Origin of the sequence: Fluviispira multicolorata, assembly GCF_009208585.1 — a bacterium.
GTDB classification, from domain to species: Bacteria; Bdellovibrionota_B; Oligoflexia; order Silvanigrellales; family Silvanigrellaceae; genus Silvanigrella; species Silvanigrella multicolorata.
The window spans coordinates 109492-133358 of sequence record NZ_WFLN01000010.1; the positions used below are offsets into that span (position 1 = coordinate 109492).

The 23867-nt window shown below is 33.4% G+C and carries 21 protein-coding genes and 1 tRNA gene; 5 read left to right on the forward strand and 17 right to left on the reverse strand.

Annotated features, from left to right (window positions below; translation table 11 throughout):
* Window positions 1-1152, forward strand: coding sequence for an Mrp/NBP35 family ATP-binding protein (locus tag GCL57_RS13485; RefSeq protein ID WP_152213880.1), 1152 nt, complete (start codon window positions 1-3; stop codon window positions 1150-1152).
* 7 nt (window positions 1153-1159) lie between these two features.
* On the opposite strand, the gene GCL57_RS13490 is transcribed toward GCL57_RS13485, so the two are convergent.
* The 11 genes from GCL57_RS13490 to GCL57_RS13540 form a co-directional block, all read right to left on the reverse strand.
* Complete coding sequence (locus GCL57_RS13490; protein ID WP_152213881.1) at window positions 1160-2554, reverse strand: homocitrate synthase/isopropylmalate synthase family protein; 1395 nt, start codon at window positions 2552-2554, stop codon at window positions 1160-1162.
* The gene (locus GCL57_RS13495) at window positions 2538-3578 is read right to left on the reverse strand and encodes an alpha/beta hydrolase (protein ID WP_152213882.1); all 1041 of its coding nucleotides are present in this window, start codon (window positions 3576-3578) and stop codon (window positions 2538-2540) included. Before GCL57_RS13495 ends, GCL57_RS13490 begins: the two co-directional genes overlap by 17 nt.
* On the reverse strand, window positions 3565-4410 hold the full coding sequence (locus GCL57_RS13500; protein ID WP_152213883.1) for a HesA/MoeB/ThiF family protein: 846 nt from the start codon (window positions 4408-4410) through the stop codon (window positions 3565-3567). The genes GCL57_RS13495 and GCL57_RS13500 overlap by 14 nt, the downstream gene beginning before the upstream one ends.
* Before the next feature lie 26 nt (window positions 4411-4436).
* A complete protein-coding gene (locus GCL57_RS13505; RefSeq protein ID WP_152213884.1) occupies window positions 4437-5300 on the reverse strand; it encodes a HesA/MoeB/ThiF family protein in 864 nt (287 codons plus the stop codon).
* 123 nt (window positions 5301-5423) lie between these two features.
* Window positions 5424-6590 carry a response regulator gene (locus tag GCL57_RS13510; protein WP_152213885.1) on the reverse strand — a complete coding sequence of 389 codons (1167 nt, stop codon included), beginning with the start codon at window positions 6588-6590 and terminating at the stop codon, window positions 5424-5426.
* 142 nt (window positions 6591-6732) lie between these two features.
* Window positions 6733-6807 (reverse strand) — tRNA-Asn (locus tag GCL57_RS13515).
* A 123-nt stretch (window positions 6808-6930) separates the two neighbouring features.
* Window positions 6931-7593, reverse strand: a complete 663-nt coding sequence (locus GCL57_RS13520; protein WP_152213886.1) for a hypothetical protein — start codon at window positions 7591-7593, stop codon at window positions 6931-6933.
* A 15-nt stretch (window positions 7594-7608) separates the two neighbouring features.
* Window positions 7609-9051 (reverse strand): DUF4340 domain-containing protein, encoded by a 1443-nt coding sequence (locus GCL57_RS13525; RefSeq protein ID WP_152213887.1) that lies wholly within the window; start codon window positions 9049-9051, stop codon window positions 7609-7611.
* Window positions 9048-10706 (reverse strand): motility-associated ABC transporter substrate-binding family protein, encoded by a 1659-nt coding sequence (locus GCL57_RS13530; RefSeq protein WP_152213888.1) that lies wholly within the window; start codon window positions 10704-10706, stop codon window positions 9048-9050. Before GCL57_RS13530 ends, GCL57_RS13525 begins: the two co-directional genes overlap by 4 nt.
* Before the next feature lie 3 nt (window positions 10707-10709).
* A complete protein-coding gene (locus GCL57_RS13535) occupies window positions 10710-11438 on the reverse strand; it encodes an ABC transporter permease (protein ID WP_152213889.1) in 729 nt (242 codons plus the stop codon).
* A complete protein-coding gene (locus GCL57_RS13540) occupies window positions 11435-12415 on the reverse strand; it encodes an ABC transporter ATP-binding protein (protein WP_152213890.1) in 981 nt (326 codons plus the stop codon). Before GCL57_RS13540 ends, GCL57_RS13535 begins: the two co-directional genes overlap by 4 nt.
* A gap of 173 nt (window positions 12416-12588) precedes the next feature.
* Here GCL57_RS13540 and GCL57_RS13545 point away from each other — a divergent pair, with 173 nt between their 5' ends.
* The 3 genes from GCL57_RS13545 to GCL57_RS13555 all read left to right on the forward strand — a co-directional run bounded on the left by GCL57_RS13545 (window position 12589) and on the right by GCL57_RS13555 (window position 14677).
* The gene (locus GCL57_RS13545) at window positions 12589-13086 is read left to right on the forward strand and encodes a response regulator (protein WP_152213891.1); all 498 of its coding nucleotides are present in this window, start codon (window positions 12589-12591) and stop codon (window positions 13084-13086) included.
* Between the two features lie 6 nt (window positions 13087-13092).
* Entirely contained in the window at window positions 13093-13878 is a 786-nt protein-coding gene (locus tag GCL57_RS13550) for an aspartate kinase (RefSeq protein WP_152213892.1), read from the forward strand.
* Window positions 13879-13984: 106 nt separating this feature from the next.
* Window positions 13985-14677 (forward strand): NAD-dependent epimerase/dehydratase family protein, encoded by a 693-nt coding sequence (locus tag GCL57_RS13555; protein ID WP_152213893.1) that lies wholly within the window; start codon window positions 13985-13987, stop codon window positions 14675-14677.
* Here GCL57_RS13555 and GCL57_RS13560 read toward each other — a convergent pair.
* The 6 genes from GCL57_RS13560 to bioB all read right to left on the reverse strand — a co-directional run bounded on the left by GCL57_RS13560 (window position 14672) and on the right by bioB (window position 22405).
* Complete coding sequence (locus GCL57_RS13560) at window positions 14672-16060, reverse strand: NAD-dependent epimerase/dehydratase family protein (protein WP_152213894.1); 1389 nt, start codon at window positions 16058-16060, stop codon at window positions 14672-14674. The genes GCL57_RS13555 and GCL57_RS13560 overlap by 6 nt on opposite strands.
* Before the next feature lie 36 nt (window positions 16061-16096).
* Complete coding sequence (locus GCL57_RS13565; RefSeq protein WP_152213895.1) at window positions 16097-16834, reverse strand: SDR family NAD(P)-dependent oxidoreductase; 738 nt, start codon at window positions 16832-16834, stop codon at window positions 16097-16099.
* Window positions 16835-16854: 20 nt separating this feature from the next.
* A complete protein-coding gene (locus tag GCL57_RS13570) occupies window positions 16855-17826 on the reverse strand; it encodes a class I SAM-dependent methyltransferase (RefSeq protein ID WP_152213896.1) in 972 nt (323 codons plus the stop codon).
* Between the two features lie 120 nt (window positions 17827-17946).
* A complete protein-coding gene (locus GCL57_RS13575) occupies window positions 17947-20148 on the reverse strand; it encodes an aminotransferase class III-fold pyridoxal phosphate-dependent enzyme (RefSeq protein ID WP_152213897.1) in 2202 nt (733 codons plus the stop codon).
* A gap of 24 nt (window positions 20149-20172) precedes the next feature.
* Entirely contained in the window at window positions 20173-21369 is a 1197-nt protein-coding gene (locus tag GCL57_RS13580) for an aminotransferase class I/II-fold pyridoxal phosphate-dependent enzyme (protein ID WP_152213898.1), read from the reverse strand.
* Entirely contained in the window at window positions 21359-22405 is a 1047-nt protein-coding gene (gene bioB, locus GCL57_RS13585; protein WP_152213899.1) for a biotin synthase BioB, read from the reverse strand. The genes GCL57_RS13580 and bioB overlap by 11 nt, the downstream gene beginning before the upstream one ends.
* Before the next feature lie 118 nt (window positions 22406-22523).
* On the opposite strand from bioB, the gene GCL57_RS13590 reads away from it, so the two are divergent.
* Window positions 22524-23834, forward strand: coding sequence for a beta-ketoacyl-[acyl-carrier-protein] synthase family protein (locus GCL57_RS13590; RefSeq protein WP_152213900.1), 1311 nt, complete (start codon window positions 22524-22526; stop codon window positions 23832-23834).
* The last annotated feature ends 33 nt before the right edge of the window (window positions 23835-23867 follow it).

A 23867-nucleotide genomic window follows, 5' to 3' on the forward strand; every position in this document is an offset into this window, starting at 1 on the left:
ATGACTAAAAATAAAAAACTTATTCTTGATACAGTTCAAGAACTTGAAACTGTATTGTCTTTTGACGTGCAAAAATCATTAGGTGACTTTACTTGGAAAGAGAGAGCTCACGCAGTTGAAGAAGAAGCAGGAAACTACAAAATCCGCTTTTATTCAGACGGACTTAATTTAACCGCTAAAAGCGCAATTGAAACTGTTATTAAAAATAGTATTGGAAAAGATATAGAGAACTTTTCAGTTTATTTTGAACGAAAAGAAAAAGCACCTACCCAGCCTCAAAAACAACCAAACACCCCCTCACCCAATCATGAACAACATCAGCATACGCAACAGCCAGCACAAAAAGCGGAGATGCGTGCTCCTTCAGGGAAAAAACCCATTTCTGGAGTGAAACGTATTATTGCAGTTGCCAGTGGTAAAGGAGGAGTGGGTAAAAGTACGGTCAGTGTAAATCTCTCTCTTGCTCTATTCAATCAAGGTTATAAAGTTGGAATTCTTGACGCTGATATTTATGGTCCAAGCGTGCCTACAATGCTTAATATTCATAAAGATCCTTTGGTAAATGAAAATAATAAAATCATTCCACCCGAAGCATTTGGTTTAAAAGTTATGTCATTTGGTTTTTTTGCACCCGAAGAAACTGCTGTGATTTGGCGTGGGCCAATGATTATGAAAGCATTGCAGCAGTTTTTCTGGGATGTAGACTGGGGAGAACTTGATTTCCTCATTATAGATCTTCCACCTGGCACTGGTGATGCTCAATTGACTTTAGTACAAAGCATTCCAATAACGGGCGCTGTTATAGTAACAACTCCACAAAATGTTGCTCTTCTTGATGCTGTTAAAGGCATTGCAATGTTTAGAAAAACTGACGTCCCAATAATTGGAGTTGTGGAAAATATGTCAACTTTCTCATGCCCTGCATGTGGAACTGAAACACATATTTTTGGCTCTGGTGGGGCAGATAGAGTTTCTGAAAAATTTGAGGTGCCTGTCTTAGGTCATATCCCTCTCATTCAAGAAATCCGCTCAGCGGGAGATCTTGGTGAACCTTTAACAACCCTACCTAAACATGATGTCCGCATTCGCTTTGCAGAAATTGCCGAAAAAGTCGTAAAAAATGCTCTTACAATGGAAAGTAAAAATAAATAATTATTATTTATAGAAGACTTTTATTGTAAGAAGGAGACATCACGAAATTTAGAAACCTTCCAGTACCAGAAATATATTCATAGTTATGCGTAAGTTCAGCGGGAATAAAAACAGATGCTGGACTTTTAATTATTTTAGTTTCATTTCCTAATGTTACTTTAACGTTAAGACCAGATCCATCAACATTATTACCCATAAAAACAAAAATGCTATCACAATTATGTGCATGCGTATCGACATGAGGTTCATAACTTCCTACATAATCTTCGTGAAAAAGACGTTCAATAATATAAACGGGCGACCTCTCATCCACTCTTGAATCAATATGAACCCAACGATCCCCAACTCCATGTCTATGGTATTTCAGCTCAGCAGCTGATTTAACAAACGGATTTCCGACTTTAAATTCATTTGAAAATCTTAATTTACTTTCTCTCACGTATTCTTGCGGCAATAGTTTTCTTTCATATCCAAATAGCTCTGGAGATAAAAATTCATAAGCCTTATAATTTTTTGAATTTGCTTTTGCATGATATTTTGATGAATGAATAAATGCATTTTTACCTACAATGGGTCTATGAGGCTCGGGAATAAAAGTAGATATTCGAGCAACTATATCTTTTAAATATTTAGTTTCTTTAAAGTTAAAACTTACATCATCATAAAAATAAGCAAGAGAAGCACTCATTTGAAAGAGATCACAAATTCCTGCTCTTTCACCAATTCCAAGTACGCTCACATCAATAATAGAAGCACCTGCTTCAATAGCAGAATGTGCATTTGCTAAAGCAAGTCCAAAATCATTATGCAAGTGCACTTCAATTTCACAGTTGAAATTTTTTACTGCGAATTTGACCATTTGATAACATTTCTGAGGATTCCAAGCACCCACGGTATCTGCCAAACTCAAACGATCCACACCAGCTTGATTAGTTATTTGTGCTATTTCTTCAATTATTTCAAAAGATGTCCTAGAGGCATCTTCAATAGTAAACCTAACTTTTAAACCTAACTCTTTTGCAAATAAAATTGAAGATAAAACCTGTTCCTTTACCCACTCTTTTGACTTATTTGTAAATTTAGTTTCTAAAGAAATAGGATTAAATGAAGCCCAAATTCCCACCCAGTTTGCACCTGTATTATGGGCGGATAAAATTTCTGTTTTACAAGCCCGTGCATGCACTAAAGTTTCCATATTTTTAATTTGCTCACAAACCTTTTTACAAACTTCTTCCTCTAATTGTGAAATACCTGGATGTCCTACTTCAATTATATCAACACCAAAACTTTCTAGGTGCTTTGCAATTTCAATTTTTTCTTCAAGTGAAAAACAAACTCCTGAAGACTGTTCCCCTTCACGAAGAGTTGAATCGAGTAATTTTATTTTAGTAAGATGCGCCATAATTTTCCTTTTTATTTAGAAATGAAATGATTTCATCAATATAAACTTTTCGATTATCTTCATAGATAATCCAATGTGTCGCATTTTTAATAACTATTTCTTTTTTACTTTTAACTCCAGTGAGTTTTTTAAATAATTCTTTATCTGCAAAAATATCCTGATCGCCATTTATGACTAAAGTAGGTTGAGAGATTTTTGTAATGTCATAAACAGGGTGATTGGTCCAAATCTGAAAAAGATCTTTCATAGGCCCCATCGGTCTTCTTAAAGAACCATGAATTTTAGAGCCACTATCTAAATTTTTATATACTTTTTCAACTGCAAGTAATGAATATTTTGAAACTAAATTTTTTTCTTGCATCATCATTTTCCAATGTGAATAAATTGCTTCCCATGGGACAATTTGATATGCAGATAAATTATTATTAAATTGATTTTCTTTATCTGCAAATGGCTTAGTAAACAGAGGTAAGTTAAATGAGTGCATTGCCCCAGTCAAAACTAATTTATTAATTTTTGACTGATTTAATGATGCATATTCCGCAGCAACAATAGAACCAAAAGACCAACCAATTAAAGAAATATCCTGCACTTTTTTCTGTGCATGAATGTAGTCTATAATAATATTTAATTGCTTTACAGCATCTGCACTCTGTAAAGGAAAAACCCCTGTTGGAGCTGGAAATATTTGCATTACTTTTGGATAGGTCGATTTTCCCATACCTTCAAAGTCAACACTAAAAACATCAAAACCTTTTTTTGCTAATTCATCCATGAAAGACAATGATGGAATATCATATGCTTCTCCAGAAGGTATACAAAGAGGAGGAAGTAAAATAACCACTCGCTCTTTTCTATTTTTCGCATTTCCTTTTTCTATGCTTTTTTCTTTTAAATACAAAGTATTATCTTTTCCATTTTTAATAAAATGGTCAAAAGTTTTAATAGTTTTAATGTCAACTGAATATGCACTAAAGAGAATAAATATTTGTAGAAAAGCTAAAGTGTATTTAAAGTAACGCATTATCCCATGTTCCTTCCACTGGACTTTCTACTTTTACCATATCTGATTTTGCTAAATCTATTTTTACTAATTTCGGAGCATATGTTGGTTGCAAGTTTTCTCTATTTAATATGTATTTTAAAACCTCAAAACTAGCTAATAATCCAACAATATTTGCGACAGGACATAAAACAGTCCATGGCGCACTTTTTTCAACAAAAGAATTTGCCCAATCTTCTAAAGCACCAAACTGAACAGAATTTAATGCTCTTTCATTTTTAATTTTCATAATTTCATTTTTAACGTCTGGAGTCAGCTCCTTATTATATGAGCAGTGCCTTAATACAATTTCATACGCTGGAGTTTCATGAGAAAAAGTCATAACCCCACCTCTAAAAGGAGGCGTTACAGCAATCCAGACAGAAGGAATTTGCATTTTTTGTGCTGCTCTATGAATAATCACTCTTGTCACAAGATTATCTGTCGCATCGATGACAATCTCGCAATCTTTTAAAAGTTGTTGTGCATTATTTTCGTTAAACATTTCTAAAGAAACAGTGACATTAATATTTGGATTTATGTCCATGAGTGTTTCTTTAGCGCATTCAGCTTTATACTTTCCAATTCGAGAAACAGAGGATAACATTTGTCTGTTAATATTACTATATTCAAATTTATCCATATCAATAACATGAATATTTTTGAAACCCATACGTGCTAAAGAAACTAAAGCAATGCCACCGACACCCCCTGCACCAACAACTGTTACCTTTGAATTTGCAAGTTTTTGTTGTTCTTGCTCAGTAATTACTCCAATATTTCGCATAAAAATTGAATTTTCAATTGCTGTCATGATCCACCCTCTAATTATAAGTTTTATTAAATATGAGTTGCTTCCCAATAACCCTTATTTGGGGTTTGTACCGAAACAGGATTTTGTAAATTATCTAAATCAATTAAGAGCCCTTTGGGCGCTAATGCCAATGGTGGTTTCCCAATTATAAGCTGAATCACTTCATGGCAGCTAAACGATGCTAAAAGAGAGGCTCGAATGGGGGTGATAATCCATCCAACTTTTCCGGAGCAAAAATCGTCTGCCCACTCTTTGGGAGCTCCTTTTTCTACAGAGTAATTTGCTCTTTGTTTCTTTAAATTCTGCACAAATTCATGGACGATAGGATCAGATATTTTTTTACCGTGAGTTGGAATATTTAAAGCTGTTTCGTAATCAATTCCATCAGGAACAAAAGTGGAAACAAACCCTCTATGCGGGGGACTACCTGACATAGATATGCTTGGTATTCCATATTTTTTAGCGGCTCTATGTACGACAATTCTTGAAGGCATATCATCTAAAGCTTCGAGCACAACATCATGCCCTTTAATCAATTCATCTACATTTTCTTCTGTTACTTTTATATTTTGAAATGATGTCTTTAAATAGGGGTTAATATCTTTTAAGTACTTTTCAGTTGCATTGCTTTTAGATTCATTAATTGTGGAGCAAAATGCAAGCATTTGTCTGTTTATATTTGAAATTTCAAACGTATCTGGATCAACCCCACTCAAAGTTCCAATTCCTGCTCGCGCGCAAAGAATGGCTTCCATTCCTCCCACACCACCAAGTCCGAAAATAATGACTTTGCTCTTTGCAAGCATTTCTTGCTCTTTATGGGTATAGACTCCAATATTTTTTTTGGTCATTTCTGAATAAAAATCATTTTCCGATAAATTAAAAATCATCTTACCTCCCTTTTATGCAGTTGCATACATAAAATAGAGTTAAGCTATTGCAAACACAAGAGCTTAGCTGCAACAAAATGTTTCAGGAGTTGTTACTTTTTTTGATTATAACGCAAATAAAATTCAACCTGCACGAGAAGTTTTCATCACAGATTGGCTTGGAAAGTTTTTTTGTTGTTTTAATTGATAAGCTAAAATAGCTTCAAATAATCTTTTAGATAAATTTTGATTTTCAAACTCCACCCCTATACACCACTCACCTGATTCAGAGCTGGTCCATGAAATTTTTCCTACCATAGATTGTATGCGATGAGTTAAATCTTTTTCTACTACTTTTTTCTTTGTTACATTTGATAATGTCGATAATGATGAACTCTTTTTTTGTAATTTTTTTCCTTTTGCAACAGAGGTTTCTTCTTTTAAATTACTCTTTTTAATTTTTTCCTGTGAGATAGGAAATCCTTCTGCAATATTTGGAATATGAGATATTTTTGAAATTTCAAGAACACTTCCACTTTCAATATCAGAATGAGACGGTAATTTTAATGTAACAGAACTTCCTGATGAAATAATATCCATGCTTGCTAAAAGTAAATTCCAATCGGTAAGCCCCGATTTTCCATGTTTACTTGGCTTTAATTTAACCCCACTCAATGAACAATCTTCAATCACTCCACAAAAATAAATTGGAATGGGCGTTGTCACTTCTTTCTTTCCTTTTACGATTTTTTTATCTTTTGCATTTTTGTCAACTTTTTTTATTTCTTTTGTTTTTTTTGCGCCCCCCTTTACATCAGTTTTTTTGCTTTTTTGTGGCAACAAAATCTGCTGAAATGCAACTACGCTTTCATTTTCAAGCAGCACCTCAGCAAAGACAGGTAAATGACAGGAAACCCTTTTTTGCGCACGCGCTTTAACTTCACAAAAGCGTTGGGACACAGCAATAACAACTTCCGGGTTTACAGGTTTTTTAAGCCAGCTCTGGCAATCTGCATAGGGATGTAAGGATGTCTCGATAGAGTGCACAACCTCAGGTCTGTCAAAGGCCGTAATTAAAATTGGGGTTTCATATAACTTTTTAAGTAGCAATGCAGTTTTTGCACCGTTCAAGTCTGGTAGGTCAAAATCAATGACAAAAGCATCAACGCCTTCACTGCATTTAGCGAGCTGAAGGGCCTCTTCTGAGGTTTTAGCGACGAGAACTTGTATTCCTGGATAGTAATCTTTAAAAACTTCGCTGGTCATCACAAGGCTTGCTTTGCTTGAATCGGCAATTAAAATTTTTTTCACTTTTTAAGCTCCCAAGAATTGAATTCGCTTGAGAGATTATAAGCCAAAATGACAGACAGCTGTGTGACAAAATATACGAATAGGAAAAATTTGTCTTTTTTTAAAATGGAGAAAAAGGAGCTTTACAGGCTAGGATGAAGAATGGCTCCCCAGGGGTGGATTGAACACCCGACCAAGTGATTAACAGTCACTTGCTCTACCACTGAGCTACTGAGGAACGTCTTCGTGAAAGTGTGTCTACATAATCGCGAGAAAGAGGTCAAGTCGATTTAAAAAAAAATTTCCGTTTTTTTTAAATCTGATCTTTTTGCTCTATTTTGAGAAAAAAGATGCCCTATTTTTAAGGAATCAGGCCGTCCGCTGCCAACACATCGCTTTTTTCCCAAGCAAACTCCCACTTATGAACACGTTGCTGCCCACTGACAAGTGGACGAAGAATATCGAGACGTTTGAGCCTACGATGAAAATTCCCTGGATCGATTTCTTGGCTTGAAAGCATACCGACAAGTAGGCGCAAGTCTTGAATTGAAAAGACCTGTGACAGCAACTCAAAGGTAAAAGTCGTATTTTTTACCCAAAGAGGGACTTGATTCAAGCACTCACGTAAAAAAAGACGGCTGTCAGGAGCTAGAATAGAGTCCTGAGAGAAAAGGTTTTCAGCATCAAGCCAAATCCCCTTAACATGCGAAGAGAACTCCTGAGGGAGCGCAATAGCACGAACAATGGCGATGCTTTGCGATTGTTCAAACAGAAGATCTCTATCGTAAACATCGACAATGCGATCTTTACAACGAGCTGAGTTAAGCCAAGTGTCTAAGTCAGCAAATGGAACTCCTGAAAGAAGATCTCTTAAAATTTGGCGAGTTCCACCATGTAAATGAAGATCTTGCTTCAACATCATGCTTGGGAAAGTTTGTTTATCACTTGAGGGATCTTTGGTCACCAAAACGCGGAGACTATCACTGACAGCAGCGATAGGTATCAAAAAAAGTTCTGTTTTCAAAAGAAGTTACTCCATCTATTTTTTTACTGACGTATGTGACGTGTCACCAACTGAATAGAGTTGAGCAAGCAGTGAGAGCCACCCAGCCTCAACGATATACACGGTGGGAGCATCTGAACGCTTTAAGTACACACTTTTTTCGTTCTTTGGAACCCTATTGCCCACAATTATTTCAATAGACTTTGTATTAGAATTTGGTTTAAACAAAAATGAAAAAGTTTTAAGAGGCTTAGTTAGGCCAAAATGCACGAGATCTTCATTAGTTGCATTTAAAATGAGATCATCCGCAGTCATCAGCTCCCAATTTGAAAAAAAGGTTAATACTTCAGCATTGGGTGGTTGAGACACAGAAGGTTGTTGCGTCTCTGACTCCACAAAATACCAATTATTGTCTTTTCTTAAATATGTAGAATGAGATAGTTTTAAACCTGAAATATGATCTAAGTTTATACCAAGCAAAACCTGTCTATTGAGAAAATACTTGTCTTTGGGAATGAGATCGCTCCAAAGATCAAGGTTTAGCTGAGCAACAGCACCATCTCGCATTGTAACAAAAATACCATCCTTTGTAATCCCATATTCAAAATTTTGCAGAGTTTTTCCAGAAGAGTCTTTTAAATCAACCACGGCAGATGGTGGAAGAAGATTAAATTTTTTCTTTAAGTCAGGTGTAACATTTTGATTTTCATATATTTTTTGACCAAGTAAGCCTTGATATCGCCCCAAAAACTCTTCAAGAAAAGCTGGGTCCGCAGGCCAAGCATGCGGTTTTTGCACTTCCCATTTACTATTCTTGTCTTTTGAAACTACAATATTTCCTTCATGGGATTTTATATCTAGAGAAACAACATCCGTTCCCTTAAAATCACCAATTCTTTTGCTGCGAAAATCAGAGAGAGTCTTATTTTCAAGGACAGAAATAAAACTATTGTCTATAACTAAAAGCAATTTCTTTGTTGGATTCATTGCATACACTGATGCAGGATTGAATCCTCCTACACTTTTCTTTCCAAGATCGAGATCACTGCCAATAAAAAGCTGCTTAATTTCGGAGTTTTTAAGATCAATTGTGACAGAGTTTTTGGTATTTTCTAGACCAAACTCAGATAACATAGCCTTATCACCTTTAAGAGCAGCTTCTGTATTTAGAAGCTCTTGTTGAACTGTCAGTTGCTGTATCGCTGCTAAAATATTATTTACCGCGTCCTGATCTGCAGCCACCGCAATAGGTGAAATTAATTTCCAAGGAGAAGTGAGAGAATCACGAATAAATGTAAATACAGCATTTTTATTCTGTACAGTAAATTTAACAACGTCTTTTGTATCAAAAAAAATTGCATATGTTGTTTCTTTTTGCCGCTCATCTTTTTTAGTTGTCATATAATTATCGCCATAATAAACACCGGCGAGAGTGGCAATTGCAACAAGTCCAAGTGCTACTTTAATTGAATACTTCATGCAGATCTCCTCTTAAACCAAATAAATAAACCAGCAATTGCTGTGAATACAGGAAGAATGCCTGCAAAAAATGGTAACCATGCTGCGGGGTACAGAGACATATTAAACTGTTTGGGAGTGAAATCACGAGGAGCAATAGATACCAATTCCTCATCCTGATATAAATGAGCAACTGTTATAGGTAAAAGTTCTTCACTGATTGGATTTTCCTTAGAGTAAGGACCTAATAAGCCAAAACCAAAAACAACAACCTGAGATTTATCTTTCGCTGGGTCTGTTTCTTTATTCAAAATCTTATCAACTGCTAAATTCGAGACCCCTGTAATATCGACATTGACTGCTAAAGGCCATAATTTATTTGCATCATAAACGACATCGGGAGAAAGACGAAAAGGAGCCATTAAATCAATTTTATTTCTTGTCTCAGCTGATAAAGTAATTGGAGCCGCACTGTAAGCAGAAAGAAGAACAGTTGCATTTGTCAACACTTTTCCATTAGGAGAGTCTGACATTACAATTGAAAGAGGCCGACCACCATCAATTGGCATAACAGCCTGCACACCATAAACTTGTGCAAAAACTTTTGTTATGGGAGAGTCTGCATTGAAATTGCTTGCTAACACAGGTTGTCTTGAATAATTTTGTTTTTGAATCTGTTGCCCTATAGGCGTTGATGTATTTAATGTTAATAAAATGGGATCTAATTTCAAATTTATTTCAGAATATAATTTATCGAGACCTTGCTCGCGATATGGATTTACTATTAAAATCAATCGCCCACCAAAACCAATAAAGTTTTTAAGAATATTTTGAGTTTCTTCGCCATATGGTAAATTATTATCACCTGCAATAAGCACTTTGGCTTCTTGAGGTAGGTTACCTTGTTTGATATTCCATTCTTTAACTTCATAAGATTTAGCTTGTAAACCATTTACAATATCAGCATAACTCCGGCCTGAGTTATCTGGAGTTAAAACAGGTTCACCACTGCCAGACAAAAAATAAACAATCTTTTTAAATTTAACTAAATTAACAATTGCATTTGTAAGACGACTTTCGTTAATAACCCCATCAAGTTCACTCTTATTGGTACCACTCATTAAAATAAGGCGTGCAAAACCTGATGGTTGAATTTTTTGCACCATGGCTTTATCAGACAGACTCATTTGTCCTGCATTAATAAATTGATTTGATGTTTTACCATATAAATTAATTAAATCAACATTACTATCACAATAGTTTTCCAACATATTTGCTGCAGGAACACAAATGACTTCAATCGGTTTTTTTAAAGATTCTAAAACTTTTATGCTTTCATTGCTCAATGAATTTATTTTATTAGTCGTGAGATCAAATGTTTTTGAAAAATTACTTTTATTTAAAATAATAGCTATCCCAGCAATTACACAAATTCCTAAAACACTCGAAATAATAGCTTGAGAAAAATATTTTGGAGCATATTGTTCGGAATTATTTTGATCTTTCTTTCTCTTTTCACCAATTGGCAATACTAAATATAGAAGGCTAAAAGCGCATAGAGAAAGCATTAATATAGGTAAATACTTCCAAATAAATGTCAAATTCATCCACATAAGTAATGTAATAAAGGCAAGAAAAAGAGCGGCAATAGAAAATTCAAGTTTATGCTTTTTCATTAATTAAAATCTCCATTTTTTGCTTTCTACAACAAAACGACATAAGAAAAGAAAAACAGAAATAATTGCAAGATATGTTGCAACGGAGCCCGTTTTAATCACTCCTCTAGTGAAGTCAGAACTTAGTTCTAAAAGATTTACACTGTGTCTGTACCAATCAGGAATACCAGGAATAAAGCCAGAAAAAATAAAAAGTAGGATAAAAAATGCTGAACCTAAATAACTGATAATTGGATTTCGCGTGAATGAACCAATAAATAATCCTATTGAAATAATAGTGGCACAATTTAAAATAAGTCCAAGCCAGCCACTTAGTAAAACTTTGAAATCAGGTTGAGTAAAAATAACTGTGTATAATGGATAAAGTAGCATTAATATACCAATGATAGCAAAATACATCATAACACCTAAGAACTTCCCGCCCACAATTGACCAAGTAGAGATGGGTGCAGATGCCTGTAAGCGATATGTACCACTGCCTAAATCTTCACTCATTGTTTTCATTGTAAATGCAGGGATTATAAAAATATTTATATAGTTAAGAAAATTCAATATTTGACCAAAGATATCTGCAACAGGATCAATAGACTGTCCTCTTATTAATAACATTTGAACTACAATAAAAAAGACAATTCCTGAAATTAAAAAAATGATACAAGCAACAATCCACCCCAAAGGGGTGCCAAAAAACCCTTTAAAATCTCTCTCTGCAATGGCTAAAGTTACACTCATATAATTTCTCCTGTTGGGGATATTTGAGCCTGATGATGTCCAGGTTGTGAGCGAATCACTTCAAAAAATATTTCTTCAAGCCCTTCTTTTTTCTCTTCAATTCCAATTAAAGGAAAGTTTTGTTGGACAATCTGCTCAGTTACATTAGCAATATTTTCCCCAGCAGAATCTGCCCAAAACTCGCTCCCAAACTCAACTAAAATAGAATTATTTTTTTGTGACATAGGCTTTGCTGATTTAACATAGTTACGTTGTTGAAACCAGTGCAGTGCATTCTCTGTTTTAGAAGCAAATGTATATAGATAATAAAGTGGCTTTGTTTTATCGTTCTGCATTGAAGTTTTTGCTGCTATATGTCCATGATTTATTATTATAACTTCATCACATGTTGCTTGAACTTCAGACAGAATATGTGAACTTAAAATAACAGTTCTTTCGCTCGCAATTTTTTTAATTAACTTTCTAATATGCAAAATTTGATTCGGGTCGAGACCTTCAGTAGGTTCATCTAAAATCAAAACTTTTGGCTGATGAATAAGAGCTGCACAAAGTGCAACTCTTTGGCGATAGCCTTTAGATAAATTCCCAATCACACGGTGAGTCACATCACTTACATCACAGTCTTCAATCACTCTTTCGACTGCTGTTTTTCTGTTTTTACCTCCAATGCTCCTTAACTTTGCAACATAATTAACAAAATCAATAACTTTCATTTCTTTGTACAAAGGCGGATTGTCTGGCAAATAACCAACATGTTCTTTCACTTCTTGAGTTTGCTCAACAACATCATACCCACAAATTTGCACAGAACCTGAGCTTGGCCCTAATAAACCAGCTAGAATATCCATTGTTGTTGATTTACCAGAACCATTTGGCCCTAATAATCCACAAACTCGACCTGTGCCAACCGAAAAGTTTAAACCATGTAAAACTTTTCGATCGCCATAGAGTTTCACAAGTCCTTTCACTTCAATCATTTAGACCTCCTCAAAACAGACTCGACTGGGAAAGAAAATGCGGCAGAAATTCACCGCCAAATTGTCAATATCCTAATGTGTATGCGTAATATTAGCAAATTTAAGGAAATCAAAGTGTATACCGATCTCTAATAAGGTTAATAAGTTAGAGGTAATTGAAAAGGCATTTCTGTATGAAAAAACGAAACTTTGGGGATCAGACTTTTGCCAAAAGAGTTGCAGCTCTTAACAGAAAAGCAATGGCTCAAGAACATATTGTTAACTTAGATGCTTATCGAGCTGCGTCAAGAAGACCAGAAGCAAAAACCATACTGGTTGTTGATGACGAGCCCGTTATGAGAAATGCAATTAAAAGAATTTTTGAAAAAGATAATTTTAGAGTTCTAATTGCTAAAGATGCTATGGAACTTTCAAAAATAATTGAAGATACAAAACTTGATTTAGTTCTTCTAGATATCCAGCTCCCTTGGGTTGATGGTTATGAATTATGCGCTCTTTTAAAGTCACATCCACTCCTTAAAAATTTGCCAGTGGCATTTGTTTCAGGCAATAAAACAGAAGAGGATATTCGCAAAGGCTTTGATGCTGGCTGTGATGAATACATTACAAAACCTTTTGAAGTAGAAGCTATCCAGCGAATGGTTAATCAACTTTTATTAAAGTCGAGTTAGGTAACAATGAGCCCAGAAAAAAAATGTATCGTTCTCAAATTCGGGGGAGCCTCTGTCAGTTCTCCCGAATCTTTTTCATCAATCGCTGATATCATTTTACAGCGCAAAAAAGAATATGAAAAAGTAATTGTTGTTGTTAGTGCAATGGGAAGCACAACAGATGATCTCATTTCCTTAGCACAAAAAGTAAACCCGAATCCACCACGGCGTGAGCTCGATATGCTTATTTCAGTAGGAGAGCGCATCAGTGTGTCACTGCTTGCTATGGCTCTATCTGCAAAAGGAAGTGAAGCTATTAGCTTTACCGGAAGTCAATCAGGAATATTAACTACAGATGATCACTCCGATGCAAAGATTGTGAATGTAAAACCACAGAGGCTGTTACCTCACTTAGAAAATGGGAAAATTGTTATTGTTGCAGGTTTTCAAGGAATGAGTATATCAGGTGAAATTACCACACTTGGCAGAGGAGGTTCAGATACAACCGCAGTTGCGCTCGCCATTGCATTAAATGCAGAGCTTGTAGAGTTCTTTAAAGATGTTTATGGCATATATGATAAAGATCCAAAAGTTGATAAAGACGCAAAGCTCTTATCCTCATTAAGCTACAAAGAAGCCTTTCAAATTATGAATAATGGAGCAAAAGTATTGCATGCCCGCTGTGTACGACTTGCTGAGAAAAACTCCTTATCACTCAAAGTTTTACCTTTTGCGCATTACAATGAAAAAAATGTTGGCACAATAATTCATTCACAGGAAAAAAGAAAATTACATATTTCCTTCGAAATTTGATACCATCAATCATACAAATTCTTTTAGGGTTTGCCCAAATGCAACTTAATTTTCCCTTTAAAGAATTATTCTCGATTTTTCCTTAATTAATAGGAGAGAAATAGAAATGAAGCGTGTTGTCATTGCGGGAGGGAGTGGTCTTGTCGGAAGTCATATTTTAACAGCATTATCACAAATACAAAATATAGCTATTACAAGCCTAGTTCGAAAAATTGACGGAAGTACAAATATTCCATCTTTAAGTGAAGTTACTTTTGATTTCAATAACCCTAACGAATATAAAAAAATTGGCTCAGAAATAAAATGTGATATTTTCTATTGCTGCATTGGTACAACTATACGAAAAGCAAAATCTGCAGAAAATTTTTTAAAAGTTGATCGTGATTACCCAATACAGTTTATTGAAAATATAAAAATGAACTCCCCTAATACACTTTTTGTTTATATATCAAGCATTGGCGCTGCAAATCCACGAGGATTGTATTTAAATGCAAAATGTGATGTTGAAAAATCATTAACAAAAAGTCTTTTACCCTATATTATTGCTAGGCCTAGTTTACTTATTGGAAAAAGAAAAGAGTTTCGACCAGCTGAACAATTGGGTGGAATTATTTTTAACAAAATTGATAATTTTCTTAAAAAATACAAAATAAATGATACATTCGCAATAAATAAATATGTACCTATTAAAGCGATCGATGTAGCTAATTGTCTCGTGTATCGTGCGATGGATTTTGATAAAACAGTGCCTGGTATTATTATCGAGGGCAGTGATTTTAATATTAAGACAAAATTATAATGCTTCTTTATTTAAAGATTTTTCTCTCAGAAATTTATTAAATAATTCCATAACTAATGCATGTGCAACTGCCTGAGTAAATCTATATATGTACCAAGGTAAAGATGGATAAAAATCATGAATTGCAGCTACAACAGACTGCTCATGGGGCGAAATACGAAACTCAAGCCTAGCATTGGGGAATACTGGTTTTTTAACCAAAAATCCTCCTCTAATATAAAATAATTGTCGATCAAGAGAACTTCTATCAGTCGAATGATATAAAGTTAAAAGCTTAATACCAAATAATTTAAAATGAATATATTCACCTTCAATCTGTGATCTAATAAAAAAGAAGAGAAATTTAGGTAACCACTTTGTATACTCTTGTGCGACATCTATTGCATTCCATCCATCTGGTAAAAAAAGCCTTTGCACTGAACGTACATTATTTTCAAGTAATTCACTCTTTGACAATTTTATAATTTTTTTCTTTGTTTCCTTTTCTTTAGCAATAGCTTTGTCAAGAGATTGCTTTAATGAAATCGGATTAGGTATGTATTTTTGGAATAATTTTATATTTTTTGGGATCATATTATACTTAAGACTGTCAACAAGAGGTGATACAATTTCATAATACTGTCCTGTAATTAAAACCACCCAAAATTTTGAAAGATATAAAGTCGAAAACGAGATTGGATAAATATAACGCTTAAGTCCTAAAGATTTTGCAGTCATCTGCATAAATTCAATATACGTTAATTTTTCAGGGCCAAATGCGTCGATTGTTTCATTATATGTTTCTTCATTAGCAATGCTTAAGGAAATCATTTTCACAACATCATCGACATCAACTGGATAAGAGAGTGAATTTGTCCATTTAGGGCAGATCATAAATTTAAGCTTTTTTACCAAAGAGAAAACCATTTTAAAAGAAGTACTTCCTGCACCAATAATAATGGCTGCACGAATGCGTGTGACAGGAATGCCTGAACAGCTCAAAATCGTTTCAACTTCTTGCCGACTTTTTAAATGACGTGATAAATTTTCTTCATTTGGAGGTATGATTCCACCTAAATAAATAATCTGCTTTAATTGACTTTTTTTTGCTGCTTTTGCCGCATTATCCGCAATAATGAGATCAAGATCTTCAAACTCTGCCTGAGTCAGCCTTGTTCCTTTATTCATAGAATGAACCAAATAAACAAGATAATCACACCCATTAAATGCTTCTTCCGTTTCACGTAAATTATATAAATCACATTTGACCCAGTTAACTTTGTCACTTTTTAAATTTTTACGACTCAAAGCTTTTACATTATATTTTTCAGATAATTCATTGATTAAATTATTTCCAATAAATCCACTTGCACCTGCAATAATAATTGTTGGCTTATTTTGCATTATTGAATTCCTATTTTGAAAGGAGAATCTAAATTATTATATTTTAGGAGGGGTTCTTACATGGGTCAAGCCACCATCCACACGCAATATTTGCCCAGTCACAAATGAACTTTTATCATTTAATAAATACGAAATAGCCTGAGCAACATCTTTAGCTTCACCGATTCTTTTTATCGCATTCATAGCAGAACTTGCCTTTACAACCATCTCATTTTTAACTAAATTAACTGTCATTTTTGTATTGATAAGTGAGGGAGCAACACAGTTTACCCGAATTCCTGAGTTTGCATAGGTCATACTCAAACTCCTCACAAGAGCTTCTACGCCTCCTTTTGCAGCAGAAATAGCTTCGTGATTTGTTAAACCAACTCCAGCGGCTACAGAAGAAATAAGAACAATTGATCCATATTTTTGCCTTTGCATTATGGGTAAAATATATTTTAAAGAATAAAAAATACTATTCAAATTTAAATCCAGTGTGTTTTTCCATTCTTCCAATGAAGTTTGATGAAGTGGCTTTATTAGAATTGAACCAATAAAGTGTACATATTCATGAATAGCTCCATATTCTAAATTAATCTCTTCTATTGCAGATTTGATTTCTTCAGGACTTATTGCATCTGCTTCATATAAATTTATACCTTCTAAATTTTCATTCTTTTTTCGAACAATACCAACAATATTTTTTTCACTTTCTTCTATTTTAATTAGTGACTGCGCAATCGTTGAATAACATCCATTTATGAGCAATATTTTTTTTTCATATTCAGACATAATACTCTACTTTCAATAAATTAATATTTTTCATTCATATTTTTAGGTTTAGCAATAACAATTAAGACACCTAATCCAATGATTCTTTCAAGTATAAAAAATGGCCAAGTTATTATTTTTAAAAAAAGATAAGATAAAAATCTAGGTTCAAAGTCAATTAAATGAGTATTCTTTTCATGACACAACCTTTCATGTCGACCTAACCACCAAAGAGTAAAGGCATCAAGTGTACCATATTTTTTATATTTAACAACATTCCAACCACTTCTTGCAAGAGTATTTGTAATAGTTTGTTTAGTAAAGACAACCGTATGCCGAGGAGTGTGATAGCCTGCCCAAAACCCTTTTTGAATTTTAACAAAAAAAGAATTATGATTTGGTACCTCAATTATGAGAATACCATCCTCTGCTATGATTTTTTTTAAATTTTGTAAAATCATTACTGGATTATATTCATGTTCTAAAACATGCCAAAGTGTAATGACATTAAATTTTATATTTTTATTTAAATCAGAAAAAATGCCCTTTACTAAATTTAAATTATTCAATGAATTTATTTTATAATCTCCCCAACCTTGCTCTGAAATATCAAGACCAGAGCAATACGCATTGCTTTTCTTTTTTGCAAAATCTAAAAATGTAGGTTTTCCGCATCCATAGTCCAGTAAATGAGATTTCTCATTAAAATGAGGATAATATTTATTAACATAATTTAATTTTTTCATATCAACTGATATCTGTGCTTTATCAACAAATTTTGCATACTTTCCCCAAGCCTTACTACCAAGATGAGGCAAATAGCAACTATGATAATATTCGCTCATTTTCTCAGAGTTAGGTGGCATATTCAAATAAATGAGTGAACAATTTTTACACTTTAAAAATTGAAATATTTCATTTTTTTGTTGAAGCTGTACATGACTATTTTGTATTAGATATGCATCATTTATTTGACAATTTGGGCAAACAGATTTTAACCTAGGTTCATCCATAATTTGATTTTTTCTTTTAATAAGATAAAAAGCACATTAAATTATATTTCTCAAATTAAAATTTAGAAATAATTAATTACAAATTTTTTTACAAAATTCTAATACATACTATTTTAAATTTTATTCAAATTCAATTTCTTTAGACAATATTTCAAGTATAATCATTAGAATGGAGTCTAACTTTTTCTTTGAAGAATTAAAACCTGCCAAAATATAAATAACATTACCTAAAGGACGCACGGCTATGGAAGCGTTTTGCAGTTGAGTGACAAACTCTTTGGCTCTAATTGAAGCATAACCAGATTCTGTGTCTTTTAATTCAAGAGCAAAAATGCTTCCTAAGGCATAAACTCCAGCAATATTTGACAAGCAAGAAATTTTTTCAATAATAGAGTAATTCCATAAATTACATATGCTATCTCTTTCCACGCAATAATTAATTGATGCTTGAATTTCATCAAATGATTCAAGAGCAACAGAACAACCAATTGGAGTTGCCGTATAAGAATGACCATGAAGCAAAGCTTTATCTAAAGAGTCTCCTAAAAAGCATTCAAAATATTCTTCTCGAGCTAAAGTAACGGACATAGGTAACAATCCACCACTCAGAAGTTTTGCATAGCAGGCCACATCAGGTTTAATATTTAGCATTTGTGCTGCAGTCATTTTTCCGAGACGCCAAAAACCAGTAAACACTTCATCAATGATAATTGGTATTTTTCTTTTTTGACATTCACTTACTAATATCTTTTGGAACAGCGGATCGATAAACTTCATGCCCCCTGCACCTTGAATAATTGGCTCAATAAGCAAAGCGCCTACTCTTAGTTTTTGGTGTGCAATTAATTCAAAATTCTTTTGAATATATTCAAAATAAATTTTTGCTAATTCGCTATCCAGTCTTTCGTCATCAAAAAAGCTACCCAATGATTGAAAAGACATATGCCATATAGAATTTTCGGATATATCTAAAGGTAAAGTCACTAAATATTTTTTATTTTTTAAAGCAATCACAGGATATTCAAGCCAAAAACCTTTTGGTGTGTACCAATGCTCATTCGTTTTAAAAATATTCGGATTGGTTGCATTCATAGAACCATGGGTGTCGCCATGATAAGAATCCTTCAAACCAAGCACAAACACTTCTTGCTTTTCGTTATTTTGAGGAAGTCCAATAGATTTTCTGAATGCAATTTTGAGGGCAATTTCAACAGCCGTAGAACCATTATCCGAATAAAACACTCTATCAGCCCAAGCTTTACCCACAGTGTTAATTAATTTATATGTGAGTTTTGCAACAGGCTCATGAACATTCCCAGGAAACATAACATGACCGTAACGTCCTGCAGCCACTGCAGCGGCTTGTGTGATTTTGGGTAAACCATGCCCAATTCCCTGAGTCCACCAACTTGCCGAAGCATCATAATGATTTTGTGACAAAAAGTTATTATGTTCTTCATTTTGTAAGTTAACAAAACTAATATCATCTTTATAAGCACTTTCAATATACTTAGGAGAATCAATTAATTTATGTTGAGTGAAAGGCCACCAGATATGTTTTTTTGCAACTTCAATATATTCATCTACTATTTGAATTCTACTGAGATGATAATTTGACAAAAATCTAAATGCATCAGAAAATTGTATTAAATTATCTTGATACCACTGCTCAAGTTCTTTTGTATTTCCTTCACTATTATTTGCTGCATTCTTTACATTGAGATTTTTAAATTCAAAAACCGGATATTTATCTTTAAAATACTTTCTTAAAAAAGGAGCATTTTCATGTTCTCCCGCAAAAAGTAAAATACTTGTGATGATAAACCCTCTTGCTTCAAGCAGCTCAAGAGTACTTATTGAAGTGGAAATACCTCCTAATTTTGCATCGGCAATAAAAATTACGGGTAACCTTAAAGAACGATAAAAATCACACTGTAAATTTCCATACAATGAAGGGGAAGCAGCACCCCCAGCCCCTTCAATTAAAATAAAATCAGATTCATTTTGTTTAATTTCATCTCTAATTATATTCAATAATTGTTCTTCAAAATTTTCTAAAGAAGAATTTCCTTTAAGAGCTCTGTGCGGTGAAACAGCTTCAGAAAGAGAAAAAATTGTTTTTGCACTTACATTTTCTGACGGATTGTATTTCTTTACGAAAGAAGAATCAGAATCTTTAGGAAAACCTGTTTGAATCGGTTTTAAATAAAGTGTTTTGACATCTTCGTTGGTAGCTGCTTGGCATAAACCACCTGAAAAAAGTGTTTTACCAATATCTGTATTAGCGCCCATTACATAAAATGCGGGGTATTTAGTTAACATAATACACTCCTTTCAAAAAAAATATCAGACGATATTTTCCAATAATTCATCTATATCTCTCTTTGAATGATCACTCCTTAAAATAACTCTTAATCTTGCAGTTCCACGTGGAACAGAAGGAGGTCTTATTTCTTTAACCAATATTCCACACTTTAAAAGTTCAGAAACCTTATTAAGAACAAGCAAGTTTTCTCCAAAAATAATTGGGAAAATATGAGAACGATGCACTTTTAAATCATTAATATTTAGACAGAATTTTTTATTATTTTCAATCAAGCACAAAATCTTATTTTTTAGATATTCAATATTTTCAATTAATTTTATTCTTTTACAATCGCCTTCATCACTAAAAATAATCTTGAGTGATTGCAAAAGTGCTCCTACAACAAATGGAGGAGCTGCTGTAGAATAAATTAATGGTTTTGCTTTTTGCATTATTCTAAGTTTTAATTCATGGTAATCTGTTGATATAAAACCACCAGCCACCCCTAAAGCTTTGCCACAACCAGATACAATGGCAATAATATATTTTTTCAAAAAAATATGTTCTGCAAGATAACTTCCCGCTCGTTGTAATCCAATGGAATGCGTTTCATCAATTATTATATTTGCATTATATTTTTCACAAATGTGATTTAATTGAACAGCATCAAAATAGTCGCCATCCATGGAAAACAAAGATTCTATAACAATTATTTTTGCCCTTGCCGAAGATTGTTTTAGTTTTTGTTCTAAATTTTCAAAATCTAAATGACGAAAGATTGTAGATTTTATTTTTGAATTCCTAAATCCTAAATAAATACTTGCATGACACCTATGGTCAACAAATAACTCTTGCGAAAGATTCTCTTCGTCAAACATAAATGTAGAAAGTGCATCAAACAAAGCTATATTTGCCATAAATCCAGATGAAAAATAAAGAGAATATGCCAGACCAATGGATTTAGAAAAATAATCTTCAAGTTCAAGTAAATTATCATCTGTTTGTAAAACCATTCTAGATGAAGCTGTGCCTGCACCATTCCTCATAGCTGCACAATATCCAGATTCAATAATTCGAGCATCATGACGAATACCTAAATAATCATTAGTAGAAAAATCGAGGCGAATATTTTGCTCTCGATTATTTCTAAAATAAAGAATTGGTTTTCTAAAGTTTTGAGAATCCTTTAAGGCAGCATTAGCTTTCTGCCAGCAAGAGTTTAAATACTCAATTGACATGTTCACTTTCTTTTACGATTTTTAATGGCTTTGTTACATCATCAATAAGTTTATTATCAAATGAATAGCCTGGAAGTGGAGAAGTTAATAAAATATCTCCACTAAAAATTGAATTTGCACCCGCTGCTAAACATAAAATTTGAGCTTCACGACTTAAACTCATACGCCCTGCAGATAAACGTAAGCGTGCTTTAGGTATCATAATTCGTGCGACAGCAATGGTTCTTACAAATTCAAGAACATCAACATCTTCTTGATTTTCAAGAGGAGTTCCATCAAATTTTACAAGAAAATTAATTGGAATACTTTCAGGTTGAGGATCCATTGTTGCTAAAAAAGCAACTAATTTCATACGGTCTTCAGCACTCTCACCCATACCTAAAATTCCGCCGCAACAAATATTAATATCATTTCTTCTTAAATTACGGAGAGTCTCAACCCGATCTTTAAATTTACGAGTGGTAATTATTTTTGAATAATAATCTTTAGAAGTATCTACATTATGATTATAATAATCAAGTCCAGCTTCTTTTAATTTTCGACTTTGTTCATCATTTAACAACCCTAAAGTAACACAAGCTTCCATTCCAAGCGCTTTAACTTCACGAATAGCTTCGAGTACACGATCAAATTGCTCTCCACGTGGGGGCTTTCTCCATGCAGCTCCCATACAAAATCGCTGCGCACCGTTTTCCTTTGCAACTTTTGCTTTTTCTACAATGTCACAAACTTCCATTAAAGGATGTTTTTTTATATCTGTCTCATATCGGGCACTTTGTGGGCAATAAGAGCAGTCCTCAGGGCATGATCCTGTTTTAATAGAAAGAAGAGCACTGCGTTGAATATCAGCCTCAGGCCAATATTCTTTATGAACAAGTGCAGCTTCTTGCATAAGTTGCAAAAAAGGCATTTCATATAATTCAACTGCTTTTAGGTACAAATGCTCATCATAATTTTCACTGATAAGCTCTTTGGCTTCAGCCTCACACGGTATATTATTTAAGTTATTTACATTTTCAAATTCTAAGTGTTCCATTTTTATTCTCCTCTAATTAATATCTCCAAACAGAACTAAAAAAAGTCTTACATTTAATCTCGAAATATGTAAAGTACTGTTGTTATAGCTATATTCTTACTCAAAGGATAACTTCAATTTGGCAAATATAATTCAAACAATTCAGTATATTAAAATAAATTTAAGTTTTTCATATTTACCTAGCAGAAATATAGAAAATAAACAGATTGCAGCAAACTTCAAAAAAGATGGTAAGACCCTTTTTGATATTGAAAGCACAATTTATAAGCATACAGGCATATTAGAAAGAAGATATGGATTAAAGGAAGAAGCGGCAAGTGATTTAGCCATACGAGCCATTCAAACCAGTTCCGTTCCATTGCAAGACATAGGAGCAATGCTTATTGCAACGACTTCAGGTGATTATCCATCACCCTCAACAGCAACATTTGTCCACAAAGGACTTAATCTAAAAAAATCTGTGCATTGCTTAGATATTGCAAGCTCATGTACAAGTTTTCTCTCTGCTCTCCGCTGCTCTACTGGTTTTATTGCTACAAATACAAATACAGTCGTTATTGCAACAGAATTAAAGCACAAAGGCCTTTCTGAAAAAGATCTACGAACTCATTCTTTATTTGCTGATGGTGCCAGTGGTGTTTATTTAACAAAAGCACAAGAAGAATTTTTTTACTTCTGTTACCAAGAAACTCAATCTGATTTAGCAAAAAATATTTGTATTCCTGTGGGAGGCTCAAGAGAACCAACAAAAGAAAATAATATATTAAGAAATAAACTTGAAATTTCAGATGCAAAATTAATGTTTTTACATACTGTAAAGGCAATTGCTAAAGCCATTGGAGTTTGCTGGCAAGAAAGAGAGTTTGTCCTTAAATCAATTAAAAATCCAAATTTTAATAAAATTCCTTGTACAATTTATGTACACCAAGCTAATAAAAATATTTTAAATGAAGTTAAAAATAGATTAGAAAAAAATCTTGCAGAAAATATTCCAACTCTTATGTCAGATGTAGGAAATATGGTATGCGCCTCTCTACCAGTACTAAGAACTCGTATTCTATTTTTAAAAGCATTATTTTTTAAATGCACAAAAAAAATACCTAAATCAGAATTAGTCGATTTTTTTATTGAAACATGTACAAAAGATTCTTGTTTTTCATATAATATTGAAAATAATGGAATTTGTTTTAAAACTAACTATTTTAATGAAGAAGTGTGTATTTTTGATGGAGGAAGTTTATCATTAAAAGAAAGTTGGTTAGCGAAAATTTCTGACGAAGAATATGAAAATTTAATGCCGATATTTGCACAAGAATACAATTTATATTTAGAAAATAAAAGCTTCTATTTTTTAGATATTTGGGTTGCTGCTGGAGGCGGTTTTCAAACAATTGGTCTATTGCATGGAAATATAAAAATTAACAGTTGATATTTAACTCGCCTTCAATATCAATTATTCTAA